This is a genomic window from Luteibacter sp. 621, from assembly GCF_050435445.1.
Classification (GTDB): domain Bacteria; phylum Pseudomonadota; class Gammaproteobacteria; order Xanthomonadales; family Rhodanobacteraceae; genus Luteibacter.
Genome location: NZ_JBNDKI010000024.1, coordinates 41040 through 61611, shown reverse-complemented (window position 1 = coordinate 61611; position 20572 = coordinate 41040). Strand labels below are relative to the sequence as shown.

Below are 20572 nucleotides of genomic sequence, written 5' to 3'. Positions count from 1 at the left end.
ATTAGCCCGGCAGCTTGAAGTTCGCGACGGACAGGCGCAGGTCGTTCGCGAGCTGGGCCAGGTTACCGATCGATTCGGCCGTCTGGCTGGCACCCAGCGACGTCTGCGAAGTGATCTCCTGGATGACGTTCATCGTGGCCGATGTATCCGTTGCCGCCGCCGACTGCTCACGGGCCGCCGCGGAGATGTTCTGAATCAGCGCCGACAGATCGTTCGACACGCGTTCGATATCGCCCAGTGCCGTACCGGCATCCTCGGCGAGGCGCGCACCGGCCACCACTTCCGCGGTGGTCTGCTCCATCGAGCTCACCGCCTCGTTGGTATCGGACTGAATGGTCTGCACCAGCGTTTCGATTCGCTTGGTTGCGCTCGCGGAGCGTTCCGCGAGGCGCTGCACTTCATCCGCCACGACCGCGAAGCCGCGGCCTGCCTCACCGGCCGATGCGGCCTGGATGGCCGCGTTCAGCGCGAGGATGTTGGTCTGCTCGGCAATGTCGTTAATCAGTTCCACGATCGAACCAATTTCCTGCGACGACTCACCCAGCCGCTTGATTCGCTTCGAGGTTTCCTGGATCTGGTCACGGATCGAGTCCATGCCCTGGATCGTCTCGCGCACCACTTCGGCGCCGCGCGATGCGATCTGCACCGAGCGCTGTGCCACGTCGGCCGACTCGGCCGAATCCTTCGACACCGTATCCATCGAGGTGGCGATCTGGTTAATCGCGGAGGTGGCCGAGGTGATCTGCTGCGCCTGCTGCTCGGCCGCGTCGGCCAGGTGCATGGCGGTGGCCTGGGTTTCCTGGGCGGCCGCCGACACACGCACCGCCGTCTCGTTAATGGTGGTAACGAGATTGCGCATCTCGTCCACCGCGGAGTTCATAGCATCGGCAATAGCGCCGGTGATGTCCTCGGTCACCGTGGCCTTGATGGTCAGGTCGCCTTCGGCGAGCGTGCCCATCTCATCCAGCAACCGCATAATCGCGGTCTGGTTACGCTGGTTCAGGTCGCTCGTGGTCTCCAGGCGGCGGCGCTGGTCGCGCACCAGGCTGAAGACGAGCACCAGGGCGAAGGCCACCGTGGCGATGGCGCCAAGCAAGCCAGCCCACACGTTCGGGAACAGGCGGGTCAGCGGCAGCTTCGCGATCTGGTCCGCGGATTCGTTAGCGCGCAACAGCACTGTCTGCGAATCCAGCGACGCCTGGTTACCGGCGCGCTTCACGTCCTGCAGGTTGGGCGAGGCGCTGACCAGCTGGCCCACCGGGTCGACCAGGTCGCCCCACGAGGTCTGCATGTCAGCCAGGATCTTGTGGGCGTTGGCATCGGAGATGGCACGTACGCCGCCATCCGGGTTGCCTTCGAGCAGCCCCTTGAGCACCGAGCCGTAAAGCTGGGCATCGCGGGAAAGGCCATCGGCGGCGGACTGCGCACCGTCACCCCCCTGCAGGATCTCCTGCACGCGGCGGATCATGCGGTCAGCCATGAGCATCCAGCGGGCGATGGTGAAGGTCTGCTCCACCGACGCGTTTTTCTGCTGGACGATGTTGAGCACTTCGTCGGTACGGGCGTTCAGCAGCGGCATCTGCTTGGAGAACAGGTCGGCGCGTTCACCCGAAGCGAGCACCAGTTCCTTGTTCGACAGGATCTTGCCGATGTCGGCATCCAGCTGGTGCCATGCGTTGGCCAGCGCGCCAATGGCGCGGCCAGTGCCGCCTGCCTGCTGCGCGTACGCCGGCATGCCGGTCTTCTCGTCGCCGGCGACCAGGCGCTGTACCGCCGAATCGATGGTGTTGCGCGTGGCGGAAAGTTCGCGGAAGGAATCGCGATTGCCATCCGAGGCCTCGAGCGCGTACTTCGCGGTCTGCTGCGAAAGCACCTGCACCTGCGTCGTCAGCGCGATCGCTTCGCGGTCTTCGCCGTTCTTGCTGTTCAACAGCCAGAAATCGACCGATGCCAGGCCAATGGATAGCAGCAGGAACACGATAACCATCGTGTAGCCACCTTCACGGCCTGCGCCCCCTGTAGTCGTGCTCATATCCACCTCACCCAAACAAAACCTGGTGACCGGGGCTTCTGGCAGCCCCCGGCAGACGAGTGGCCCTGCAACAAGGCCACCCCCTCGTTCCCGTCGCGATGCCGGTTATCCCGACGCCGCTTATCCTGTGCGGGAGGGCCGTCCGGCCGTCCCGTCCCCCTTACTGTGCGCCTTACAGCGCCGCCTGCCGGAAATCCGGCGCACGAACCAGGCGGTTCATGCTGAACAGCCCGAACGATTGCTCGCCGAGCTGGATGTTCTCCGTCACAAAACGCGCCAGGCGCGGGTCCACTTCGTCATCGCCGCTGCCGCGCTGCTCTTCATCCATGGTGCGCTGGCCGAATACCTCATCGACCAGCAGGCCCACGGTGCCGCCGTGCTGGCGTACCAGCAGCAAACGCGTACGCTCCGATGACGGTGTACGTTCATCGAAAAGAAAACGCCCCAGGTCGATCGCCGGGACCAGGTTGCCGCGCACGTTGGCTACGCCCATCAGCCAGGGCTGGGTGCCCGGGACGTTGGTGAGCGCCGGCACGGCCAGCAGTTCGTTGATCTCGTCGATGCCGCTCACGAAGGCGCGGCGGCCCACGCGGAAGCCGATGCCGCGCCACAGGCCCAGGTTCTCAATGCGCTCGGGCGTGCCCGCCGAGTGCGCAAGGCAGGCGCGTTCGTAATGGGCGAGCAGTTCAAAGGGCGTGAGTGCCGCGTTCTCGCTCATGGCATGCCCTTCTTCAGTTCTGCTTCGGCAAAAGGTCGGCGATGGTCGAGAGCAGTTCCTTCTCGTTCACCGGCTTGGTAATGAAGGCCTTGGCGCCCTGGCGCAGCCCCCACACCCGGTCGGTTTCCATCGATTTGGTGGTGATCATGACGACCGGCACGTCCGCCGTCGCCGGGTCGCGGCTGAGCGTGCGCGTGGCCTGGAAGCCGTTCATGCCGGGCATGATGACGTCCATGATCACCAGATCGGGCTTGCTCGCACGAATGCGATCAAGGCCAGCTTCGGCGTTGTCGACGCTGGAAACGGAGAAACCCGCCTTCTCGAGCAGCGTGGTGAACACGCGGACATCGGTAGGCGAGTCATCAATGATGAGGATATTTGCCACACGTCCCCCTGGACGCTTACTTAAAGGGTCGGTCAGCCGGCCGTCGCATAGCGATGGATCGCGCCGAGGAGCTCGTCGCGGGTGAACGGCTTGGTGAGGTACTGTTCGGCGCCCACGATACGGCCACGCGCCTTGTCGAACAGGCCATCCTTGGAGGAGAGCATGATCACGGGCGTACCGCGAAACTGAGCGTTGTTCTTGATAAGCGCGCAGGTCTGATAACCATCCAGGCGCGGCATCATGATGTCGACGAAGATGATATTGGGCTTCTGGTCCGAGATCTTGGCCAGTGCCTCGAAGCCATCGACGGCCGTAAGCACGTCGCAGCCTTCCTTCTTCAACAAGGTTTCTGCCGTACGGCGGATGGTTTTGGAGTCATCGATGACCATGACCCGCAGGCCGGCCAGGTCCGTACCGCGTCCGTTGTCGTTCACTGCGCCCCCGTCACACGAAAAAACTGCAAGTCCCGACAACAGGATAGCCGGTTCTTGCCCGGGTATCCGTGCGCCAGGTCGTAAAGCCCGACACCCCCGGTGCCGGTACCCGCTCTTCGGCGGACCTTGCCACGCTGTTTAATGGGTGGCCGGGTTTCCGTCAAGATGAATTGTTCCTAAAGGGACAATGCCTTGTGAAATAGTCGGCAACGCTCCACTAAACTTGACTCCTTTCCTGATCCCCAAGGCCCCCTCCATGCCGCTCTCCGTCGCCGTCCTCATGGACCCGATCCGCGCGATCAAGATCGCCAAGGATTCCACCTTCGCGATGCTGCTGGAGGCCCAGCGCCGGGGCCACGCCCTGTTCTACCTGGAAGAAGGCGACCTGGAGCTGCGCGGCGCCGATGCCTGGGCGCGCGTGCGCCCCCTTTCGGTCAAGGACGACCCGAGTGGCTGGTTCACGCTCGGCGAGCCCACCTGGCGCCCGCTTGCCGGGATCGACATCGTGCTGGCCCGGAAGGACCCGCCGGTCGACGCCCAATTCATCTACGACACCATGGTGCTGGAAGCGGCGCAGAAAGCAGGCGTGAAGGTGGTGAATGACCCGCGCAGCCTGCGCGACTGTAACGAAAAGCTGTTCGCCCTGCAGTTCCCGCAGTGCACCGCTCCGACCCTGGTCTCGCGCGACCGCGACCAGCTCAAGGCCTTCGTGGCCGAGCATGGCGAGGCGGTGCTCAAGCCGCTGGACGGCATGGGCGGCCGGGGCATCTTTCGCGTGAAGGCCGGCGACAGCAACCTGAACTCCATGCTGGAGACCCTGCTCGACGGCAACCACCACTTCACCATCGCCCAGAAATACATCCCGGAAATCACCTCGGGCGACAAGCGCATCCTGCTGGTCGACGGCGAACCGGTGCCCTACGCCCTCGCGCGCATCCCCCAGGGGGACGAGTTCCGTGGCAACCTGGCCGCGGGCGGCCGCGGCGTAGGCGTTCCGCTATCGGACCGCGACCGCTGGATCGCCAGCCAGGTCGGCCCCGAACTGGTCCGCCGTGGCCTGCGCTTCGTGGGCCTGGATGTTATCGGCGACTACCTGACCGAGATCAACGTCACATCTCCCACGTGCATCCGTGAGCTGGATGCCCAGTTCGGCATTAACATCGCCGGGCTGCTGTTTGACGCGATCGAGGCCCGATGACGACCCGTACCACCGGCGCCGACCTGATCGGCGCCACCCTGCTTTTTTCGTTGCTGCTGCACGGTGTCGTCATCCTGGGCGTCACGTTCCGGGCCGAAAAACCCGCCCCCAGCGTTCCGACGCTGGACGTTACGCTCGTTGACGTCGCCAACCAGGAACAGCCGGACAAGGCTGATTTCCTTGCCCAGGCAAGCAACTCGGGTGGCGGCGACCGCGACAAGGCCTCTCGCCCTTCCGAGCCGGTGAGCGGCCCGCTGCCCACTCGTAATGCAGGCGCGGCACCCGAGGTCGAAGAGGCCCAGGCGCCCTCCCCGCGCGAAGCCACTCCGGACCAGGTGCTCACCACCGCGGGCCAGACCGGCTTCCACGTTGATACCACCCAGCAGCAGACCGAACAGAAGAAACACCCCCTGCCGCCTTCCGACAAGGAAGTACAGCGCAAGCTGGAGATGGCAAAACTGGCGGCCGAGGTTCGCGATGAATCCGAGGCGTACGCCAAGCGCCCGAAGAAGAAGTTCATCTCCTCGAACACGCGCGAGTACGCCTATGCCGCCTACATGAAGGGCTGGGTGAACCGCGTGGAGCGCGTGGGCAACCTGAATTACCCGGATGAAGCCCGCCGCCAGGGGGTCTACGGCGAGCTGGTGCTCACGGTAGGCCTGAACCGCGATGGCTCAATCAAGAGCATCGATGTGATCAAGAGCTCGGGCCACAAGCTGCTCGACGATGCCGCGCAACGCATCGTGCGGCTTGCCGCCCCGTTCCCCGGCCTGCCGAAGGACAGCAAGGAAAAGGTGGATGAGCTGTACATCACCCGCACGTGGCAGTTCCTGCCGGGCAACGTCCTGCGGAATTATTGAGCGGCCTCACGGTTTCGGCAGAAGCTGGTCCGCCTCGCTCACGTATGCCTTTCCGGCCTTCCGGTCCCAAACGCATAACTCACGCCCCGGCGCGTTCTTCATGTGCTTCTGTGGGTAGCGCCCGGCGAGCACCAGCGCGGTGACCGGCACGCGGTCGTCGTACTTCACCAGCCCGCCCACCGGCTTCACATCCTTCAGGCCGCTGGCCGCGACACATGCCTGGGTTACCCGTTGGTCATAGTCCTTCCAGGCAGAAGGCGACGAGGCGTGCGCCGGGAGCCCGCCTAAGGCCATCGAGGCAACCACAAAACCCTTAACAAACATCATCTTCGGCATGAGTTGCCTCCATGTGAACCGGTGCACAAGGTACGCGCCCGGCGATGAACAATTCCGCACGGCCGCTGCCCGCTGCGGCTACAATGCAGCCATGAGTATCGCCAACACTTTCGCCGGCCAGTTTCTCATCGCGATGCCTTCCATCGCGGAACCGCCGTTTGCACGTGGCGTAGCGTTCCTTTGCCAGCATGGTGAAGATGGCGCGGTTGGGCTGCTCATCAACCAGATCTCAGAATACCGCCTTGGCGATGTACTCGCCCAGATGAAGCTGCCATGCGAGGACATGGAGATCGCCGAGCACCCGGTGCTCATCGGCGGCCCGGTACAGCAGGAACGCGGCTTTGTGCTGCACCGCGAACACGGGCACTGGGATTCCAGCTACCGCATCAACGATGACTGGTCGGTCACCACCTCGCGCGACATCCTGGTCGCCATGGCGCGCGGCGATGGTCCGCGACGGGCGGTCGTTACCCTGGGCTATGCCGGGTGGGAAGCGGGCCAGCTCGAGCAGGAAGTGATGGAAAACGCATGGCTGACCACGCGCGCGGATGAGCGCATCGTGTTCGATACGCCGATCGAGGAACGCTGGTTCGAGGCCACGCGCAAGATGGGCGTGCGTGATCCGTCGCAGCTTGCCGGCTACGCCGGGCACGCCTGATCCATGAGCTGTCTGTTCGGGTTCGATGTGGGCACCAAGGTGGTCGGCGTGGCCGTGGGTAACCGCCTGACGGGGACGGCGCGTGCGCTTGCCGCCCTGCCCGTGCGCGATGGCACGCCCGACTGGCAGGCGCTGGATAACCTGCGCCGCGAATGGCTGCCAGGCGAACTCGTCGTTGGCCTCCCCCTGGATAACGAAGGCAAGGAGCAGCCGATGACGCGCACCGCGCGCCGGTTCGCCGAGACACTGGCAGAACGCTACGGCATCCCCGTGGCGTTCGCCGATGAACGCATGAGTTCGCAGGAAGCCGCACGGCGTTTCGCCGCCGCGCGCGCCGCGGGCACCCGCAAGCGATCGGATGCAAAATCCATCGATGCCGAGGCCGCCGCGGTTATCCTCGAGTCGTATCTGCTGCAACCGTAAACCGATCGCCATCCACCGTTAGCCTTGAGGCCGTCATGTCAAACCGCCTGCGCCATCTGACCACCCTCGAGAACCTGCCGCGCGAAACCATCGAGCGCCTGCTCGATAAAGCCATCAGCCTGCGCGACCAGTGCGCACACGGAACGCGCAAGCTCGATATCCTTGCCGGCCGCACCGTACTGAACCTGTTCTTTGAGCCCTCGACGCGCACGCGCACGTCGTTCGAGCTCGCCGCGCGCCGCATGGGCGCCGATGTCATCAACTTCGATATCGGCCTGTCATCCACGAGCAAGGGCGAGGAACTGTTCGATACCTTGCACACGCTCGAAGCCATGCACCTGGACGCGATCATCGTCCGCCACAAGGTTTCCGGTACGCCGGAAGAATTGGTGAAGCACGCCATGAGCGGCGTCGCGGTGGTGAATGCCGGCGATGGCAACCGCGCGCACCCCACGCAGGGGCTGCTCGATGCGCTCACGATCCGCAATCACCACCCGGATTTCCGCAAGCTAAAGGTCGCCATTTGCGGCGATGTGCGTCATTCGCGTGTCGCCCGTTCCGACGTGCACGTACTGACCGCACTTGGGGCTAAGGATATCCGCATCGTCGGTCCTAGCCGCCTGCTTCCTGCGGAAGGTGAGTTCAAGGGCGTCACACTGCACGAAAATTTCGATGAAGCGATCGAGGGGGTCGACGCCGTCATCATGTTGCGCCTGCAGAAGGAGCGCATGGAGGCGACCGATCTTCCGGATGAAGCCGCCTACTTCGAGCGCTACGGCCTGGATACGAAGCGCCTGGCCCGGGCGGCCAAGGGCGCCCTGGTGATGCACCCGGGCCCGATCAACCGCGGCATCGAAATCGCATCCGACGTGGCCGATGGGGCCCAGTCGCGGATCCTTGAGCAGGTCGGCAACGGGGTGTTCGTACGCATGGCCGTGCTCTGTGAAGTGATGGGCCGGTGAATATCATGCTGGGACACGCCACACCGCGCGTTCCGGCATAATGGGGGTTCCAAGGGACCAATTAACGGGATAAAGAATGCGACCGACGAAGCGACTCCTCGCGCTCGGCGTCGCCAGCGTGCTGCTGGCGGCCTGCGGCCACAAGGACAAGGATGCCCCGCTGGCTTTCGTACCGGCCGATACGCCGTACGTCGTGGCCAGCCTCGATAAACTGGACGACAGCGCCTACGAGGCGGTGCTCGCCCAGCTGAACTACGAAGCCCCGGGCCAGGTCGCCCAGCTCAAATCCTACGCCCAGGAGTTCGATACCAAGGGCAATGCCGATGCCGCCCGCCTGCTGCGTGCGGTCGTCGCCGAGATGGATGGCAAGAACGCCGAAACCATCCTGAAGAACGTCGGCATCGATCTCAAGACCGGCTCGGCCGTCTACGGCCTGGGCCTCAGCCCCGTCGCCCGCGCGGCGCTGGGCGATCCGGCGGCGTGGGATGCCTTTGTCGGCCGCCTCGAAACCGCTTATGGCAAGAAGCTGGATACCGCCGATGCGGGTGGCCAGGCCTACCGCCACGTCGCCCTGGGCGATAGCGGCACGCAGCTGGTCATTGCCACGGTGGGCAAGAACGCGGTCGCCGCGCTGCTCCCGGCCGATGCGGCGCAGCCGCTGATTCGCCAGGCCCTGGGGGTCGATCGCCCGGAAAAGAACCTGCAGGATGATGGCCGCCTCGCCGACCTGGCGAAGGACAAGGGCTACAAGGATTACGTGGTCGGCCAGGTGGACCTGACCCGCCTGCTTCCGCTGGTTGCCGCCGGTAAGGATCCGCTGTTCGCAACCTTCCTCAAGCAGCAGTCGAAGAAGACCGGCGAGCCGGCACCACAGATCCCGCCCACCTGCCAGGAAGAAGCCACCCGCGTGGCGGCCCGCGTACCCTCCTTCAGCTTCGGCTACACCAAGCTCGACCTGCACCATGTGGAGCAGCGCGTGGACGTGGCGCTGGCCAGCGACATCACCAGCGCCTTCTCGGGCCTGAAGGTGGAACTGCCGGGCCTGGGCAACGATGCCACCGGCCCGTTCGATGCCAGCATCGCGCTGCCGGTTGAGCAGATCCGTACGTTCTTCACCACCCAGTCGGAAGCCGTCGCGGCCAAGCCGTTCGCCTGCCCGGCGTTCGCCAGCCTCAACGATAGCTTCGCGAAGATGGGCTCGACGATGCAGCAGGCGGCGATTCCGCCGTTCGGCGATATCCGCGGCGTGCGCCTGGTGGTGGATTCGTACAAGCCGGGTGCCCCGGGCGCTGCCATCCCACAGGTCACCGGCCGCATCGTGCTCGCTACGCGCAACCCCGCGGGCCTGCTGGCCATGAGCCAGGCGGTGCTGGGCGGTGAGTTCAAGCTGGCCGCCGATGGCAAGCCGGTGGCGCTCCCTGCCAACCTCACGCAGTCGCTGGGCATGCCCGGCTGGGCGGCGATGAACGGCCAGGCTATCGCGATTGGCCTGGGCGATGGCGAAGATAACAAGCTCGACGACGTACTGATGGGCAGCACCGGTGATGCCGGTCGCTTGAGCCGCCTGCACCTGAACGGCGATATGTACCGCACGTGGGTGGATGTCATGTCGGATAAGGCGCAGCAGTACGCGTCGGCCATGGCAGAAGCGGCCACCGCGGATGGCGCGCCTGATTCGCAGGCAGCGGATACGGCGACGGCGCAGCGTTCGAAGGCACAGTTCGATGCGATGAAGGCGCAGGCTGCCCGCGTGGTGCAGGTGAGCGGCGAGGCACACATGGATGAGAAGGGCCTCGTGATCTCCGGTGCCGTGGAATACAAATAAGCACTGGCACTAACTGTAGGAGCGTGCTTGCACGCGATAAGCCAACGAAGCGGTAAAAGCCGCAGCGTCAGCAAACCAAAAAAGGCCGCGATCAATCGCGGCCTTTTTTGTTGCCCGTTTTTGCACGCGCTTTCACTGCCACGACAACATGTGAAGACGTATTCGGCAAAGCTGAATCAATGCATTTTTCGGGCACAAATCGTTCACGGATGCGCTGGTGTTATGGCCACCGCGACAACGGCAGCCACAGTGCGTGGCGCCGGCGTCGTCCCACCACAGATCCGTAAAAAGGAGTTCCCCATGATGAACGCCAACATTCGCAAGGCCCTGTTCGCTGCCGCCCTCGTTGCCGGTCTCGGCACGGTCCCGTTTGCCTCGGCGTATGCCCAGGACTCCGCCGCGGCCGCCTCCAAGGGCGATAACCAGACGGTAGCCGGCAAGGCCGACGACACGTGGATCACCACCAAGGTGAAGAGCGAATTCGCCGCTAACAAGAGCGTGAACGCGACCGATATCTCGGTGAGCACCACCGAAGGCGTCGTGACCCTCACCGGCACGGTCGCCACGGCCAAGGAAAAGAGCCACGCCGAAGCCATCGCCAAGAAGATCAAGGGCGTGAAGAGCGTGGATGCCAGCGGCGTGACCGTGTCGGCTGCTGCTGCCAAGTAATCGTACCCGGTAGGTGAAATGCAAAAAGGGAGCCCCAATGGGCTCCCTTTTTCTTGTAGGAGCGCGCTTGCGCGCGATCCGGCGTTACCGCAAGCACCCCATCGCGCGCGAGCGCGCTCCTACATCTAGCAGCAACGGTTAGCGGTGCAACATGCCGCCGAACGTGTTTTTGTCGTTGGCCTTGTCGATTTCGACGCCTTCAAGGCCCTGCGAGAGGGTGTGGGCATCGCCGCCCTGCGCCAGCTTGATGCGCAGGCGCACCTCGTTGGAGCTATCGGCGTGGCGCAATGCATCTTCGTACGAGATCTCGCCAGCGTGGTACAGCTCCACCAGGCTCTGGTCAAACGTACGCATGCCCAACTGGTTGGAATCGCGCATGAGTTCCTTGAGCTTATGGATTTCACCCTGGCGGATGTAATCCTGCGCCAGCGGCGTGCCCAGCAGCACTTCGATAGCCACGCGGCGCGCCTTGCCATCCGGCGTGGGAATGAGCTGCTGCGCCACGATGCCCTTCAGGTTCAGCGACAGATCCATTAACAGGGCGCTGCGGCGGTCCTCCGGGAAGAAGTGCAGGATGCGGTCCAGCGCCTGGTTGGCGTTGTTCGCATGCAATGTACACAGGCACAGGTGGCCCGTTTCGGAGAAGTTGATCGCGTGTTCCATGGTTTCGCGCGTACGCACTTCGCCGATCATGATCACGTCCGGCGCCTGGCGCAGCGTGTTCTTCAGTGCGTTTTCCCAGTTATCGGTATCGATGCCGAGTTCGCGCTGGGTGATGATGCAGCCTTCATGGCGGTGCACGTACTCGATCGGGTCCTCGATCGTGATGATGTGGCCCGTGGAGTTCTGGTTGCGGTAGCCGATCATCGATGCAAGCGAGGTGGATTTACCGGTACCGGTACCGCCCACGAAGATGATGATGCCGCGCTTGGTCATCGCCAGCTGCTTGATGATCGGCGGCAGGTTCAGCTCTTCGGGCGTGGGGATCTTCGACTCGATGCGGCGCAGGACCATGCCCACGCAATTGCGCTGGTAGAAGCACGATACGCGGAACCGGCCCACGCCCGAGGCGCTGATCGCGAACTGGCACTCGTGGGTCTTTTCGAATTCTTCGCGCTGGGCCGGCGTCATGACGTTCAGCACCATATCGCGCGACTGCTGCGCGGACAGGGGGCTTTGCGTGATGGGCACGATGCGGCCCTGCACCTTCATGGAGGGCGCGACACCGGCGGTGATGAACAGGTCGGACGCCTGCTTATGCACCATCAGCTTAAGAAAGGAGGTGAAATCGAACTCGCTCATGGCCTGGATCCCCGTTGCCGGAACGGGCCGGCACCCCTATGGCCGATCATATACCTGCCCGGTTACCGCTGCAGAGACGGTAATCACACCGGCGGCCGGGCCACGGTAACCGCGGCCCTGGCGGAACGGCTCCGCTTAGCGGAAGCCCTCCTTGTTCTTGGCGTACATGGCGCCTTCCTGGCGGGTGATCAGGCCACGCTTGATCAGGTCAGCCAGGTTCTGGTCCAGGGTCTGCATGCCATGTTGCTGGCCGGTCTGGATGGCGGAATACATCTGGGCCACCTTGTCCTCGCGGATAAGGTTACGGATGGCCGGGATGCCCACCATGATTTCGTGGGCCGCGATACGGCCACCGCCGACCTTCTTCAGGAGCGACTGCGAAATGACCGCACGCAGCGATTCCGACAGCATGGAACGCACCATCGGCTTCTCACCGGCGGGGAACACGTCGATGATACGGTCGATGGTCTTGGCGGCCGAGGACGTATGCAGCGTGCCGAATACCAGGTGTCCGGTTTCCGCAGCGGTGAGCGCCAGGCGGATCGTTTCAAGGTCACGAAGCTCGCCGACCAGGATGTAGTCGGGATCTTCGCGGAGCGCCGAGCGCAACGCCTCGTTGAAGCCGTGGGTATCGCGGTGCACTTCGCGCTGGTTCACCAGGCACTTCTGCGAGGTATGTACGAATTCGATCGGGTCCTCCACGGTGAGGAGGTGGCCGTATTCGTTCTTGTTGATGTGATCGACCATGGCGGCCAGGGTGGTCGATTTACCTGAACCCGTAGGCCCCGTGACCAGGATGAGGCCCTGCGGCTGTTCGATCAGCTCACGGAAGATCTTGGGCGCGCCCAGGTCTTCAAGGGTAAGCACCTCGGAAGGAATGGTACGGAACACGCCGCCCGCACCACGGTTGTGGTTGAAGGCGTTCACACGGAAGCGGGCCAGGCCGGGGATCTCGAACGAGAAATCGACCTCAAGGAATTCCTCATAGTCGCGGCGCTGCTTGTCCGACATGATGTCGTAGATCAGCGAGTGGACCTGCTTGTGCTCCAGGGGCGGGATATTGATCCGTCGAACGTCACCGTCCACGCGGATCATGGGCGGGAGGCCTGCGGAAAGATGCAGGTCGGAGGCCTTGTTCTTCACTGAGAAGGCAAGGAGTTCGGCGATATCCATTGTGGTCCCCTTTCTTTGTGGGCCAAAGGTAACCACCCCCGGGGGTCGGCGCAAGGCGGCGCAGCGTATATGCTTTACCAGTCTGTGAAAGTCGTCGCGAACGGAGCGAAACAACCCATGAACCGGATCGCCTTCATTGGTGGCGGCAATATGGCCACGGCGCTGGTTGCGGGCCTGGTCCGCCACGGTGCCCAGCCCGGCGGCATCGCCGTGGCCGAGCCGCGCGCCGAGGCCCTGCAGGAGCTATCGCGCCAGTACGGCGTGGCCACGTATACGGATAACGCGGCGGCGGCCGAGGGCGCCTCCCTGCTGGTGCTTGCCGTCAAGCCGCAAATGATGGCCGAGGTGTGCCGTGGCCTCCGCGCCGTGGTGCAGCAGTACCGGCCCATGGTCGTTTCCATCGCTGCCGGCATTCGCATCGCCCAGATCGAACGCTGGCTGGATGCGGCGCTGCCCGTGGTCCGCTGCATGCCCAATACGCCCGCCATGTTCAGTGCGGGCGCCACCGGCCTGTATGCCAACGCCAGGGTCAGCGCCCCACAACGTGCCGAGGCCCAGCACGTACTGGATGCCGCCGGGCTCACCGTGTGGGTACCGGATGAGGACCAACTGGATATCGTCACCGCCCTCTCCGGCTCAGGCCCGGCTTACTTCTTTCTCATGGTGGAAGCGCTGGAAAACGCCGCCGTGGCCCAGGGGCTCTCCCGCGAGACGGCACGAGCCCTTGCCGCCCAGACGGCACTGGGCGCCGGCCGCATGTTGATGGAAAGCGGCGACGACGCGGCGACGCTGCGCCAGAAGGTCACCTCGCCCAAGGGCACCACCCAGGCGGCACTGGAAAGCTTCCAGGCCGACCACTTCCCTGCCATCGTGGCGCGTGCGGTGGATGCCGCCCGCCGTCGTGGCGTGGAACTCTCCGAACAGATGGAAACGAACTCGTGAACTACCTGACCAACGCGGGCGGCCTGCTGCTCAATGTCATTTTTGGCGCCCTCGTGGCCCTGTTTGTCCTGCGCCTGCTGGCCGAGGCCAACCGGGCTGACTTCAACAATCCTATTTGCCAGTTCCTCTACCGCCTTACCAACCCGGTGGTACGCCCGTTGCGCAAGGCGCTGCCTAGCGTGCGCCGGATCAACCTGGCGGCCCTGCTGATTGCGCTGGTCATCGAATGCGTCAAGGTCCTGCTCATCGTGCTGCTGGCCGGCCTGCCGGTTTCCGTGCTGGGCATCCTGGTGATGGGCCTGGCCGAACTGCTCGATTTCTTCCTGCTCACCTGGATCGTGGTGGTGTTCGTGTGGTCGCTGATGAGCATGCTCTCCACCGACCGCTACCACCCCGTAGCGCGATTCGTTACCGCGCTGGCCGAACCGCTGGTTCGGCCGCTGCGTGGGCGCATGACGATCGGCGGCCTGGATTTCTCGCCGACAATCGTGCTGCTGGGCCTGTTCCTGGCGCGGATCCTGATTGCCCAGCCGTTGCAGGACCTGGGCGGCCGTCTGCTGGTCGGCATGTAAGGGCTCAGCGACCACCCAGACGGCGGGCATCCGTCACGTTGGGCAGCGCGGCAAGCCTGCCCAACAACATGGAAAGCTGCTCGTAATCGCGAACGCGCAGGGTGAAGCGCATATCCACTTCGCTGGTACGCGTATTCACCCGGCTCGATGAAGCGACAATGTGCGGGCCAATGTTGTTGATGGTCGTGGCCACGTCTTTCTGCAATCCCTTCCGGTCGTAGCCGCGCAGCTCGATATCCACCTCGTAGTTCTGTACTTCCACCCTGCCCCAGCTCACCTCGATCACGCGATCGGGGTCCTTGCGGGCAAGGCGTGCCAGCGATGCGCAATCGGCGCGGTGCACGGATACGCCGCGGCCACGGGTGATGAACCCCCGTACCGGATCACCCGGAAGCGGCTGGCAGCAACGCGCCAGCGTGGTGAGCAGGTTGCCCACGCCCTCGATGGATAGCGCGCCACGATCGTGCTGCGCCCCGCGGGCCGTGACGGGCGTGGCGGACTGGGTGAACCCTTGTTCTTCGGGCTCCTGCAGGTGGCGCGCCACCTGGCCCAGCGATACCTCGCCCAGGGCCACCGTGACGAACAGCTCCTCGACACTCTTCAGGCGGAAGTGCGCCGCTAGTGCCGCGAGGTCCACGTCATCCAGCGCAAGCCGGCGCAGCTCTTTTTCCAGCGTCGCCTTGCCGGCCACGATGTTGGCTTCGTGGGCTTCGCGGCGGAACCACGCACGCACCTTTTCCTTCGCGCGCGAGGTCGCGAGGTAGCCATGATGGGCAGAGAGCCAATCGCGGCTTGGCTCGGAGATCTTGGTGGTGAGGATCTCGACGCGGTCGCCGCTGCGCGGCTGCGTCGTGAGCGGCACGATGCGGCCGTTGATCTTGGCGCCACGGCAGCGATGCCCGACCTCGGTATGGATGTGGTACGCAAAATCCAGCACGGTGGCGCTGCGCGGCATGTCGATCACCTCACCCTTGGGCGAGAGCACGTACACGCGATCTTCCATCAGCTCCGTTTCGAAGCCAGCCGCCAGCTCGGCATCATCCTCACCGCGCGGTTCAAGCAACTTGCGCATCCAGGCGATCTTCGCCTCGAACTCCGCATCCGCACCGCCGCCTTCCTTGTAGCGCCAGTGCGCCGCCACGCCCAGTTCGTTGGCGCGGTGCATTTCGTGCGTACGGATCTGCACTTCCAGCGTCTTGCCTTCCGGACCGATCACCGCCGTATGCAGCGAACGATAGCCGTTGCCCTTGGGACGGGCCACGTAATCATCAAACTCGCCCGGTAAGTGCGGCCACAAGCTGTGCACGAGGCCCAGCGCCGCGTAGCAATCGGCGACGGAGCCGACGAGGATGCGTACCGCACGGATGTCATAAAGGTCGGAAAACTCCAGGCCCTTCTTCTTCATCTTTTTCCAGATGGAGAAGATGTGCTTGGGCCGGCCCGCAAGCTCAGCGTCGATGCCAGCATGGCCAAGCACGCTACGCAGTTCCGCCAGGCTTTCGGTGATGAAACGCTCACGATCGGCACGGCGCTCATCGAGCAAGCGGGCAATACGGCGGTAGGTATCTGGCTCCAGGTAACGGAACGCCAGGTCCTCCAGCTCCCACTTCAGCTGCCAGATACCCAGCCGGTTGGCGAGCGGCGCATGAATATCGGCGGTGAGCTGGGCCAGCTCACGGCGCTCCGCATCCGGCAGCGACATGGCCGTGCGCATGGCGGCGAGCTGGCGCGCCAGCAGCACAAACACCACGCGCAGATCGCGAATAATGGCCAGCAGCAGGCGACGAAGGCCTTCGGACCCGGTGGCCGGACCACGCTGCGCGTGCAGCGCCCATACCTTCTCGGCCTCGCCCTGCCCATCCACCACGCGCCGGAGCGATGCCGGCCACGATGCAGCGGCGTCATCCGTGGCACCTGGCATGCCACGGGACAGCGAATACCAAAGGGCCGCGGCACAGGTTTCATCGTCGCAACCGAGCTGGCGCAGCAGCTCGATAATGGTTTCCGCTTCCGCGCGAGCGGCGGCCGGCAGCACACCGCACGCCTCGCGCGCACGCTCGGTGAGCGGCTGCCGCGAGCCCGTATCGGGCGTATGCTCCGAACCTGCGTTGGCCTGTGAACTCTTCATGCAGTACTCGCCTGTGCGGCTTCGAGTGCCTTGACCAGTCGCTTGGCCGAGACGGGCTCGGCGGTTTTCAGTTCCTGGGCGAACAGCGATACGCGCCATTCTTCGATAAGCCAGCGCAGTTCAGCCCAGTTCTGCGCATCCAGTGCGGTGCCGCCGGCATTGAGCAACGCCCGCCAGTACGGCAATACCTGCAGCATACGCGACTGGTCGCGCTGGGGATCCTGCCGTAGGCGCTCGCCACGCAGGCGCATGGCTTTCAGGTACCGGGGGATGTGGGCCAGCCGGCTCGTGGGCAGTTCACGCAGGAAGCCCGGCTGGAGCAGCCCAGCCAGCTGCTCGCGCAGGTCGTCGTAGCTGGCCTTGGCAAAGCCCATCAGCGGCGGCTCCATCCAGGGCCGAAGCTCGGCCTGGGCCTCGATGATGGGCTCGGCCAGCTTTTGCCGGGCCATGGCGGCGCCGAACAGGCCACGCCCGAACTCGGTTTTCAGGTGCTCAAAGTCAGCCAGTGTTCGCACGTTGAGCTTCGCATCGGCCAGCAGATCGGCAAACCCACCTTCCACAAGGTCGTCGCGCAGGCCATCCACACTTCCCAGCGGGGCATACTTCAGCGACAACGGATTGCTAATGGGCAACTGGCGCCGGGCCCGCTTGAACTCGGGCGCCAGCGCGCCACGCAGCAAGCGCTCCACGCCGCGCACGTGCGCCTGGGCCGCTTCGTCGGCGCGTTCGAACACACGCAACGCGACCGCCTCGCCCAGATCGACCAGGGCCGGGAACGCCTTCAGGCCCGCTTCGGAACGCACCTCGGCAGGAATCGATTCGAAATCCCACGTAAGGATGTCTTCGCGGGTCAGCTCAATATCGGTCTTGCGGGAGAAGGCCTCCCGGGCCTTGTCTTCCCACTGCGCGCGGATCGCCCCCAGGTCGCGGCTTTCCGCGACCGTGCGGCCGTTCTCATCGTGTATGCGGTAGCGCATCAGCAGGTGCGTGGGAACCTCGGCCTCGGCAAAGGCGGCCGCATCGATATCCACGCCCGTGGTGCGCTTGAGGAATGCGGCCAGTGCCTTGGCCAGCGGCTCGTCACGTGGTGCTTCGGCCTCGGTGAAGGCGCGGGCGAAATCCGGTGCGGGCACGAAGTTGCGGCGAAGCGCCTTCGGCAGCCCGCGGATCAGTTCCGCCACCTTGTCGGCCAACAACCCACCCACCAGCCATTCACCGCGCGTGGATGGCAGCGCGTTGAGGAACGCGAGCGGGACGTTGATGGTCACGCCATCAGCCGGATCGCCAGGCACGAAGCGGTATTCCAGGCGGTAACGGTGCTGGCCGATATCCATCGAGGCGGGGAATGCCTTCGGATCAAGGCCTGCGCCCGCATCCATCACATCGGCCAGAGTCCAGCGTAGCGCCGCCTGCTCGCCGGGCGATGCCTTCCGGAACCACGCATCAAGGGCGCGCGTATCGGCGATGGACTCGGGCAGTTTGCCCTCGAAGAATGCGGCAAGATCCTCGTCGGAGCGCAGCAGGCCCGCACGGCGCTGCTTGGCCTCGATATCGTGCGCCTGCTCGAGCACGCGCTGGTTGGCGCGCACGAAATCCGCACGGCTATCAAGGTCCGCCCGCACCAAGGCTTCGCGTACGAAGATATCGTGCGCCAGGCGGGGGTCCTGTTTGTGGAACGTCACCGGCCTCCGCTCGACCAGCACCAGCCCGAACAGCGTCACTTCCTCATAGGCCACCACCGTGCCGCGCTTGCGCGACCAGCGCGCGTCGCGCGCCGTGGCACGCACAAGGTGGCTGGCCTGTTGCTCAACCCATGCCGGATCGATGCGGGCATTCATCATGGCCCACACGCGCCCACCGATATCCAGGATCTGCGCGGCGAATAGCCACGCTGGCGGCGCCTTGGCCAGGGCCGAGCCGGGAAACACCTGGAAACGGCGTTCGCGCGTGCCGCGGAAAATGCCCTTTTCATCCTTGTGGCCCACCTGCGTGGGCAAACCGGCGAGCAGGCTGCGATGGATCGATTCGAACAGGGCATCGCCCTCGGCTGCGGATTTTTCGAGATTCCAGCCAAGGTCGCGGGTAACCAGCACCAGTTGGCGGTGCAGCTCGCGCCATTCGCGCATGCGCATGAAGCTGAGGAAGTGCCGCGAGCACCAATCGCGTAGCTTCGACGAGGTGAGTTCCTCGGCGGCGGCGAGATGCGCCTTCCACAGGTTGAGCACGCCGACGAAATCGGATTTGGGATCGGCGAACTGCGCGTGGGCGGCATCGGCCTGGCCGCGTGCTTCGGGTGGGCGCTCGCGCGGATCCTGGATGGAGAGGAACGCCACGATGGTAAGCAGGTCGGCCAGGCTGCCGAGGCGGCGCGCCTCCACCAGCATGCGCGCCAGCTGCACATCGATAGGCAGGCGCGCCACCGTGCGGCCGGTTTCGGTCAGCTTGCGATCGTCCCCGATCGCGCCGATCTCGGCCAGGCGGCGGTAGCCATCGGCCACCACGCGTGGATCGGGCGCCTCGAGGAACGGGAAATCCTCCACCTCGCCCAGATCCAGCGCCAGCATGCGCAGGATAACGTTGGCCAGCGACGAGCGGAGCAGCTCCGGATCGGTAAATTCCGGGCGCAGCATGAAATCCTGCTCTTCGTAGAGCCGGTAGCAGATGCCTGGCCCCACGCGGCCACAGCGGCCCTTGCGCTGGTTGGCGGCGGCCTGGGAAATGGGTTCGATATGCAGGCGTTCGAGCTGGCCACGCTGGCTGTAGCGTTTGACCCGCGCGGTACCCGGATCCACGACATAGCGAATGCGCGGCACGGTGAGCGAGGTTTCCGCCACGTTGGTGGCGAGCACGATGCGCCGCTTCGGGCCAGGTCGGAACACTCTGTCCTGCTCGTTGGCGGAAAGGCGTGCGTACAGGGCCAGCACCTCGGTTTCGCGGTACTGGCGCCGCGAAAGCAGTAAGTGTGCGTCGCGAATTTCGCGCTCGCCGGGCAGGAACACCAGCACATCGCCACGTGGATCTTCACGGGTGATCTCGTCCATCACATCGGCGATCTGCAGCGAGAGGTTGCCCTCGCCTTTTTCACCGGGGGGCCGGTAGCGCACATCGACAGGGTACGTACGCCCTTCCACCGTCACCACGGGCGCATGACCGAAGTGCTCGGCGAAACGCTCGGTATCGATCGTTGCCGAGGTAACGATGACCTTCAGATCGGGCCGGCGCTCGCAAAGGCGCTTCAGGTACCCGAGAAGGAAATCAATGTTGAGACTGCGCTCGTGGGCTTCGTCGATGATGATGGTGTCGTAGGCCGACAGCCAGGGGTCGCCCTGGGTCTCGGCCAGCAGGATGCCATCGGTCATGAACTTGACCAGCGCCTGGTCGGAAACCTTTTCGGTGAAGCGGACCTGGAAGCCCACCTTGTCACCCAGCGGCGTGCCCAGCTCTTCGGCCACGCGGGCCGCCACGGAACGGGCGGCCAGCCGGCGCGGCTGGGTGCAGCCGATCAGCCCGGCCTCGCCCCGGCCGGCGGCAAGGCACAGCTTCGGCAACTGCGTGGTCTTGCCCGATCCGGTCTCGCCCGCCAGCACCACCACCTGGTGGTCACGGATGAGCTTGACGATATCGTCCGCCCGGGCGGCGATAGGCAGCGAGGCGTCGACCGTAATGACGGGCTTGGACGCCGCCCGGGCGGCCCGGCGGGCCATGGAGGTGGCGATATCCTGGCCGAGCTTGTCGATGCGGGCGGTATCGGGTTTGCGCGACAGCCCGCGCCAGCGGCCCAGGAGGCGGCCGTAATCGCGGCTGGCCACGCGCGACAGGGCATCACGCAGTTCTTTCAGGCGCGGATCGGTGGGCGGGTGGCGCGGGGGGGACTTGGAGGTACTCATGGGAACGCTAATGATAGCGTGTGCCTATCACCGGGATCGGAACGTTTCATTTCACGGCCACAGGCCGG

The 20572-nt window shown here is 64.7% G+C and carries 18 protein-coding genes; 9 read left to right on the top strand and 9 right to left on the bottom strand.

From position 1 onward, the window contains the following. Nucleotide 1: 1 nt before the first annotated feature. From ABIE56_RS20045 to pilG, 4 genes are all read right to left on the bottom strand, one after another. Complete coding sequence (locus ABIE56_RS20045) at nt 2-2032, bottom strand: methyl-accepting chemotaxis protein (protein ID WP_429245571.1); 2031 nt, start codon at nt 2030-2032, stop codon at nt 2-4. A 172-nt stretch (nt 2033-2204) separates the two neighbouring features. Further along, a complete protein-coding gene (locus ABIE56_RS20040) occupies nt 2205-2750 on the bottom strand; it encodes a chemotaxis protein CheW (RefSeq protein WP_429245570.1) in 546 nt (181 codons plus the stop codon). A 13-nt stretch (nt 2751-2763) separates the two neighbouring features. Then, entirely contained in the window at nt 2764-3135 is a 372-nt protein-coding gene (locus ABIE56_RS20035) for a response regulator (protein WP_139984296.1), read from the bottom strand. Nucleotides 3136-3167: 32 nt separating this feature from the next. Beyond that, complete coding sequence (pilG, locus tag ABIE56_RS20030; protein ID WP_045831092.1) at nt 3168-3524, bottom strand: twitching motility response regulator PilG; 357 nt, start codon at nt 3522-3524, stop codon at nt 3168-3170. Between the two features lie 301 nt (nt 3525-3825). On the opposite strand from pilG, the gene gshB reads away from it, so the two are divergent. Further along, nucleotides 3826-4767 carry a glutathione synthase gene (gshB, locus tag ABIE56_RS20025; protein WP_429245569.1) on the top strand — a complete coding sequence of 314 codons (942 nt, stop codon included), beginning with the start codon at nt 3826-3828 and terminating at the stop codon, nt 4765-4767. Continuing rightward, a complete protein-coding gene (locus tag ABIE56_RS20020) occupies nt 4764-5627 on the top strand; it encodes an energy transducer TonB (protein ID WP_429245568.1) in 864 nt (287 codons plus the stop codon). The genes gshB and ABIE56_RS20020 overlap by 4 nt, the downstream gene beginning before the upstream one ends. A gap of 6 nt (nt 5628-5633) precedes the next feature. On the opposite strand, the gene ABIE56_RS20015 is transcribed toward ABIE56_RS20020, so the two are convergent. Beyond that, nucleotides 5634-5963, bottom strand: coding sequence for a hypothetical protein (locus ABIE56_RS20015; RefSeq protein WP_429245567.1), 330 nt, complete (start codon nt 5961-5963; stop codon nt 5634-5636). A 91-nt stretch (nt 5964-6054) separates the two neighbouring features. Here ABIE56_RS20015 and ABIE56_RS20010 point away from each other — a divergent pair, with 91 nt between their 5' ends. From ABIE56_RS20010 to ABIE56_RS19990, 5 genes are all read left to right on the top strand, one after another. After that, nucleotides 6055-6621 carry a YqgE/AlgH family protein gene (locus ABIE56_RS20010; protein ID WP_429245566.1) on the top strand — a complete coding sequence of 189 codons (567 nt, stop codon included), beginning with the start codon at nt 6055-6057 and terminating at the stop codon, nt 6619-6621. 3 nt (nt 6622-6624) lie between these two features. Further along, a complete protein-coding gene (ruvX, locus tag ABIE56_RS20005) occupies nt 6625-7044 on the top strand; it encodes a Holliday junction resolvase RuvX (protein WP_429245565.1) in 420 nt (139 codons plus the stop codon). 35 nt (nt 7045-7079) lie between these two features. Then, nucleotides 7080-8006, top strand: a complete 927-nt coding sequence (locus ABIE56_RS20000) for an aspartate carbamoyltransferase catalytic subunit (protein ID WP_429245564.1) — start codon at nt 7080-7082, stop codon at nt 8004-8006. Between the two features lie 76 nt (nt 8007-8082). Beyond that, nucleotides 8083-9831: a hypothetical protein gene (locus ABIE56_RS19995; protein WP_429245563.1), complete on the top strand. Its 1749-nt coding sequence runs from the start codon at nt 8083-8085 to the stop codon at nt 9829-9831. 300 nt (nt 9832-10131) lie between these two features. Next, nucleotides 10132-10500, top strand: coding sequence for a BON domain-containing protein (locus tag ABIE56_RS19990; protein WP_429245562.1), 369 nt, complete (start codon nt 10132-10134; stop codon nt 10498-10500). Between the two features lie 138 nt (nt 10501-10638). On the opposite strand, the gene ABIE56_RS19985 is transcribed toward ABIE56_RS19990, so the two are convergent. Then, entirely contained in the window at nt 10639-11802 is a 1164-nt protein-coding gene (locus ABIE56_RS19985; RefSeq protein WP_429245561.1) for a PilT/PilU family type 4a pilus ATPase, read from the bottom strand. Between the two features lie 135 nt (nt 11803-11937). Continuing rightward, nucleotides 11938-12975 carry a type IV pilus twitching motility protein PilT gene (locus tag ABIE56_RS19980; protein ID WP_429245560.1) on the bottom strand — a complete coding sequence of 346 codons (1038 nt, stop codon included), beginning with the start codon at nt 12973-12975 and terminating at the stop codon, nt 11938-11940. A gap of 117 nt (nt 12976-13092) precedes the next feature. On the opposite strand from ABIE56_RS19980, the gene proC reads away from it, so the two are divergent. Then, nucleotides 13093-13917 carry a pyrroline-5-carboxylate reductase gene (proC, locus tag ABIE56_RS19975; protein WP_429245559.1) on the top strand — a complete coding sequence of 275 codons (825 nt, stop codon included), beginning with the start codon at nt 13093-13095 and terminating at the stop codon, nt 13915-13917. Continuing rightward, nucleotides 13914-14489: a YggT family protein gene (locus ABIE56_RS19970; protein ID WP_429245558.1), complete on the top strand. Its 576-nt coding sequence runs from the start codon at nt 13914-13916 to the stop codon at nt 14487-14489. Before proC ends, ABIE56_RS19970 begins: the two co-directional genes overlap by 4 nt. Nucleotides 14490-14493: 4 nt before the next feature. Here ABIE56_RS19970 and ABIE56_RS19965 read toward each other — a convergent pair whose 3' ends face one another. Both ABIE56_RS19965 and hrpA read right to left on the bottom strand, forming a co-directional pair. Next, complete coding sequence (locus ABIE56_RS19965) at nt 14494-16617, bottom strand: bifunctional (p)ppGpp synthetase/guanosine-3',5'-bis(diphosphate) 3'-pyrophosphohydrolase (protein ID WP_429245557.1); 2124 nt, start codon at nt 16615-16617, stop codon at nt 14494-14496. Beyond that, a complete protein-coding gene (gene hrpA, locus ABIE56_RS19960) occupies nt 16614-20504 on the bottom strand; it encodes an ATP-dependent RNA helicase HrpA (protein ID WP_429245556.1) in 3891 nt (1296 codons plus the stop codon). The genes ABIE56_RS19965 and hrpA overlap by 4 nt, the downstream gene beginning before the upstream one ends. Nucleotides 20505-20572 lie beyond the last annotated feature (68 nt).

Excerpts from the sequence above, each read along its gene's own strand:
- ABIE56_RS19965 (WP_429245557.1), bottom strand. The coding sequence starts at position 16,617 with ATGAAGAGTTCACAGGCCAACGCAGGTTCGGAGCATACGCCCGATACG.
- hrpA (WP_429245556.1), bottom strand. The coding sequence starts at position 20,504 with ATGAGTACCTCCAAGTCCCCCCCGCGCCACCCGCCCACCGATCCGCGC.
- ABIE56_RS19990 (WP_429245562.1), top strand. The coding sequence starts at position 10,132 with ATGATGAACGCCAACATTCGCAAGGCCCTGTTCGCTGCCGCCCTCGTT.
- ABIE56_RS19980 (WP_429245560.1), bottom strand. The coding sequence starts at position 12,975 with ATGGATATCGCCGAACTCCTTGCCTTCTCAGTGAAGAACAAGGCCTCC.
- gshB (WP_429245569.1), top strand. The coding sequence starts at position 3,826 with ATGCCGCTCTCCGTCGCCGTCCTCATGGACCCGATCCGCGCGATCAAG.
- pilG (WP_045831092.1), bottom strand. The coding sequence starts at position 3,524 with ATGGTCATCGATGACTCCAAAACCATCCGCCGTACGGCAGAAACCTTG.
- ruvX (WP_429245565.1), top strand. The coding sequence starts at position 6,625 with ATGAGCTGTCTGTTCGGGTTCGATGTGGGCACCAAGGTGGTCGGCGTG.
- ABIE56_RS19985 (WP_429245561.1), bottom strand. The coding sequence starts at position 11,802 with ATGAGCGAGTTCGATTTCACCTCCTTTCTTAAGCTGATGGTGCATAAG.
- proC (WP_429245559.1), top strand. The coding sequence starts at position 13,093 with ATGAACCGGATCGCCTTCATTGGTGGCGGCAATATGGCCACGGCGCTG.
- ABIE56_RS20045 (WP_429245571.1), bottom strand. The coding sequence starts at position 2,032 with ATGAGCACGACTACAGGGGGCGCAGGCCGTGAAGGTGGCTACACGATG.
- ABIE56_RS20020 (WP_429245568.1), top strand. The coding sequence starts at position 4,764 with ATGACGACCCGTACCACCGGCGCCGACCTGATCGGCGCCACCCTGCTT.
- ABIE56_RS20040 (WP_429245570.1), bottom strand. The coding sequence starts at position 2,750 with ATGAGCGAGAACGCGGCACTCACGCCCTTTGAACTGCTCGCCCATTAC.
- ABIE56_RS20015 (WP_429245567.1), bottom strand. The coding sequence starts at position 5,963 with ATGCCGAAGATGATGTTTGTTAAGGGTTTTGTGGTTGCCTCGATGGCC.
- ABIE56_RS20000 (WP_429245564.1), top strand. The coding sequence starts at position 7,080 with ATGTCAAACCGCCTGCGCCATCTGACCACCCTCGAGAACCTGCCGCGC.
- ABIE56_RS20010 (WP_429245566.1), top strand. The coding sequence starts at position 6,055 with ATGAGTATCGCCAACACTTTCGCCGGCCAGTTTCTCATCGCGATGCCT.
- ABIE56_RS19995 (WP_429245563.1), top strand. The coding sequence starts at position 8,083 with ATGCGACCGACGAAGCGACTCCTCGCGCTCGGCGTCGCCAGCGTGCTG.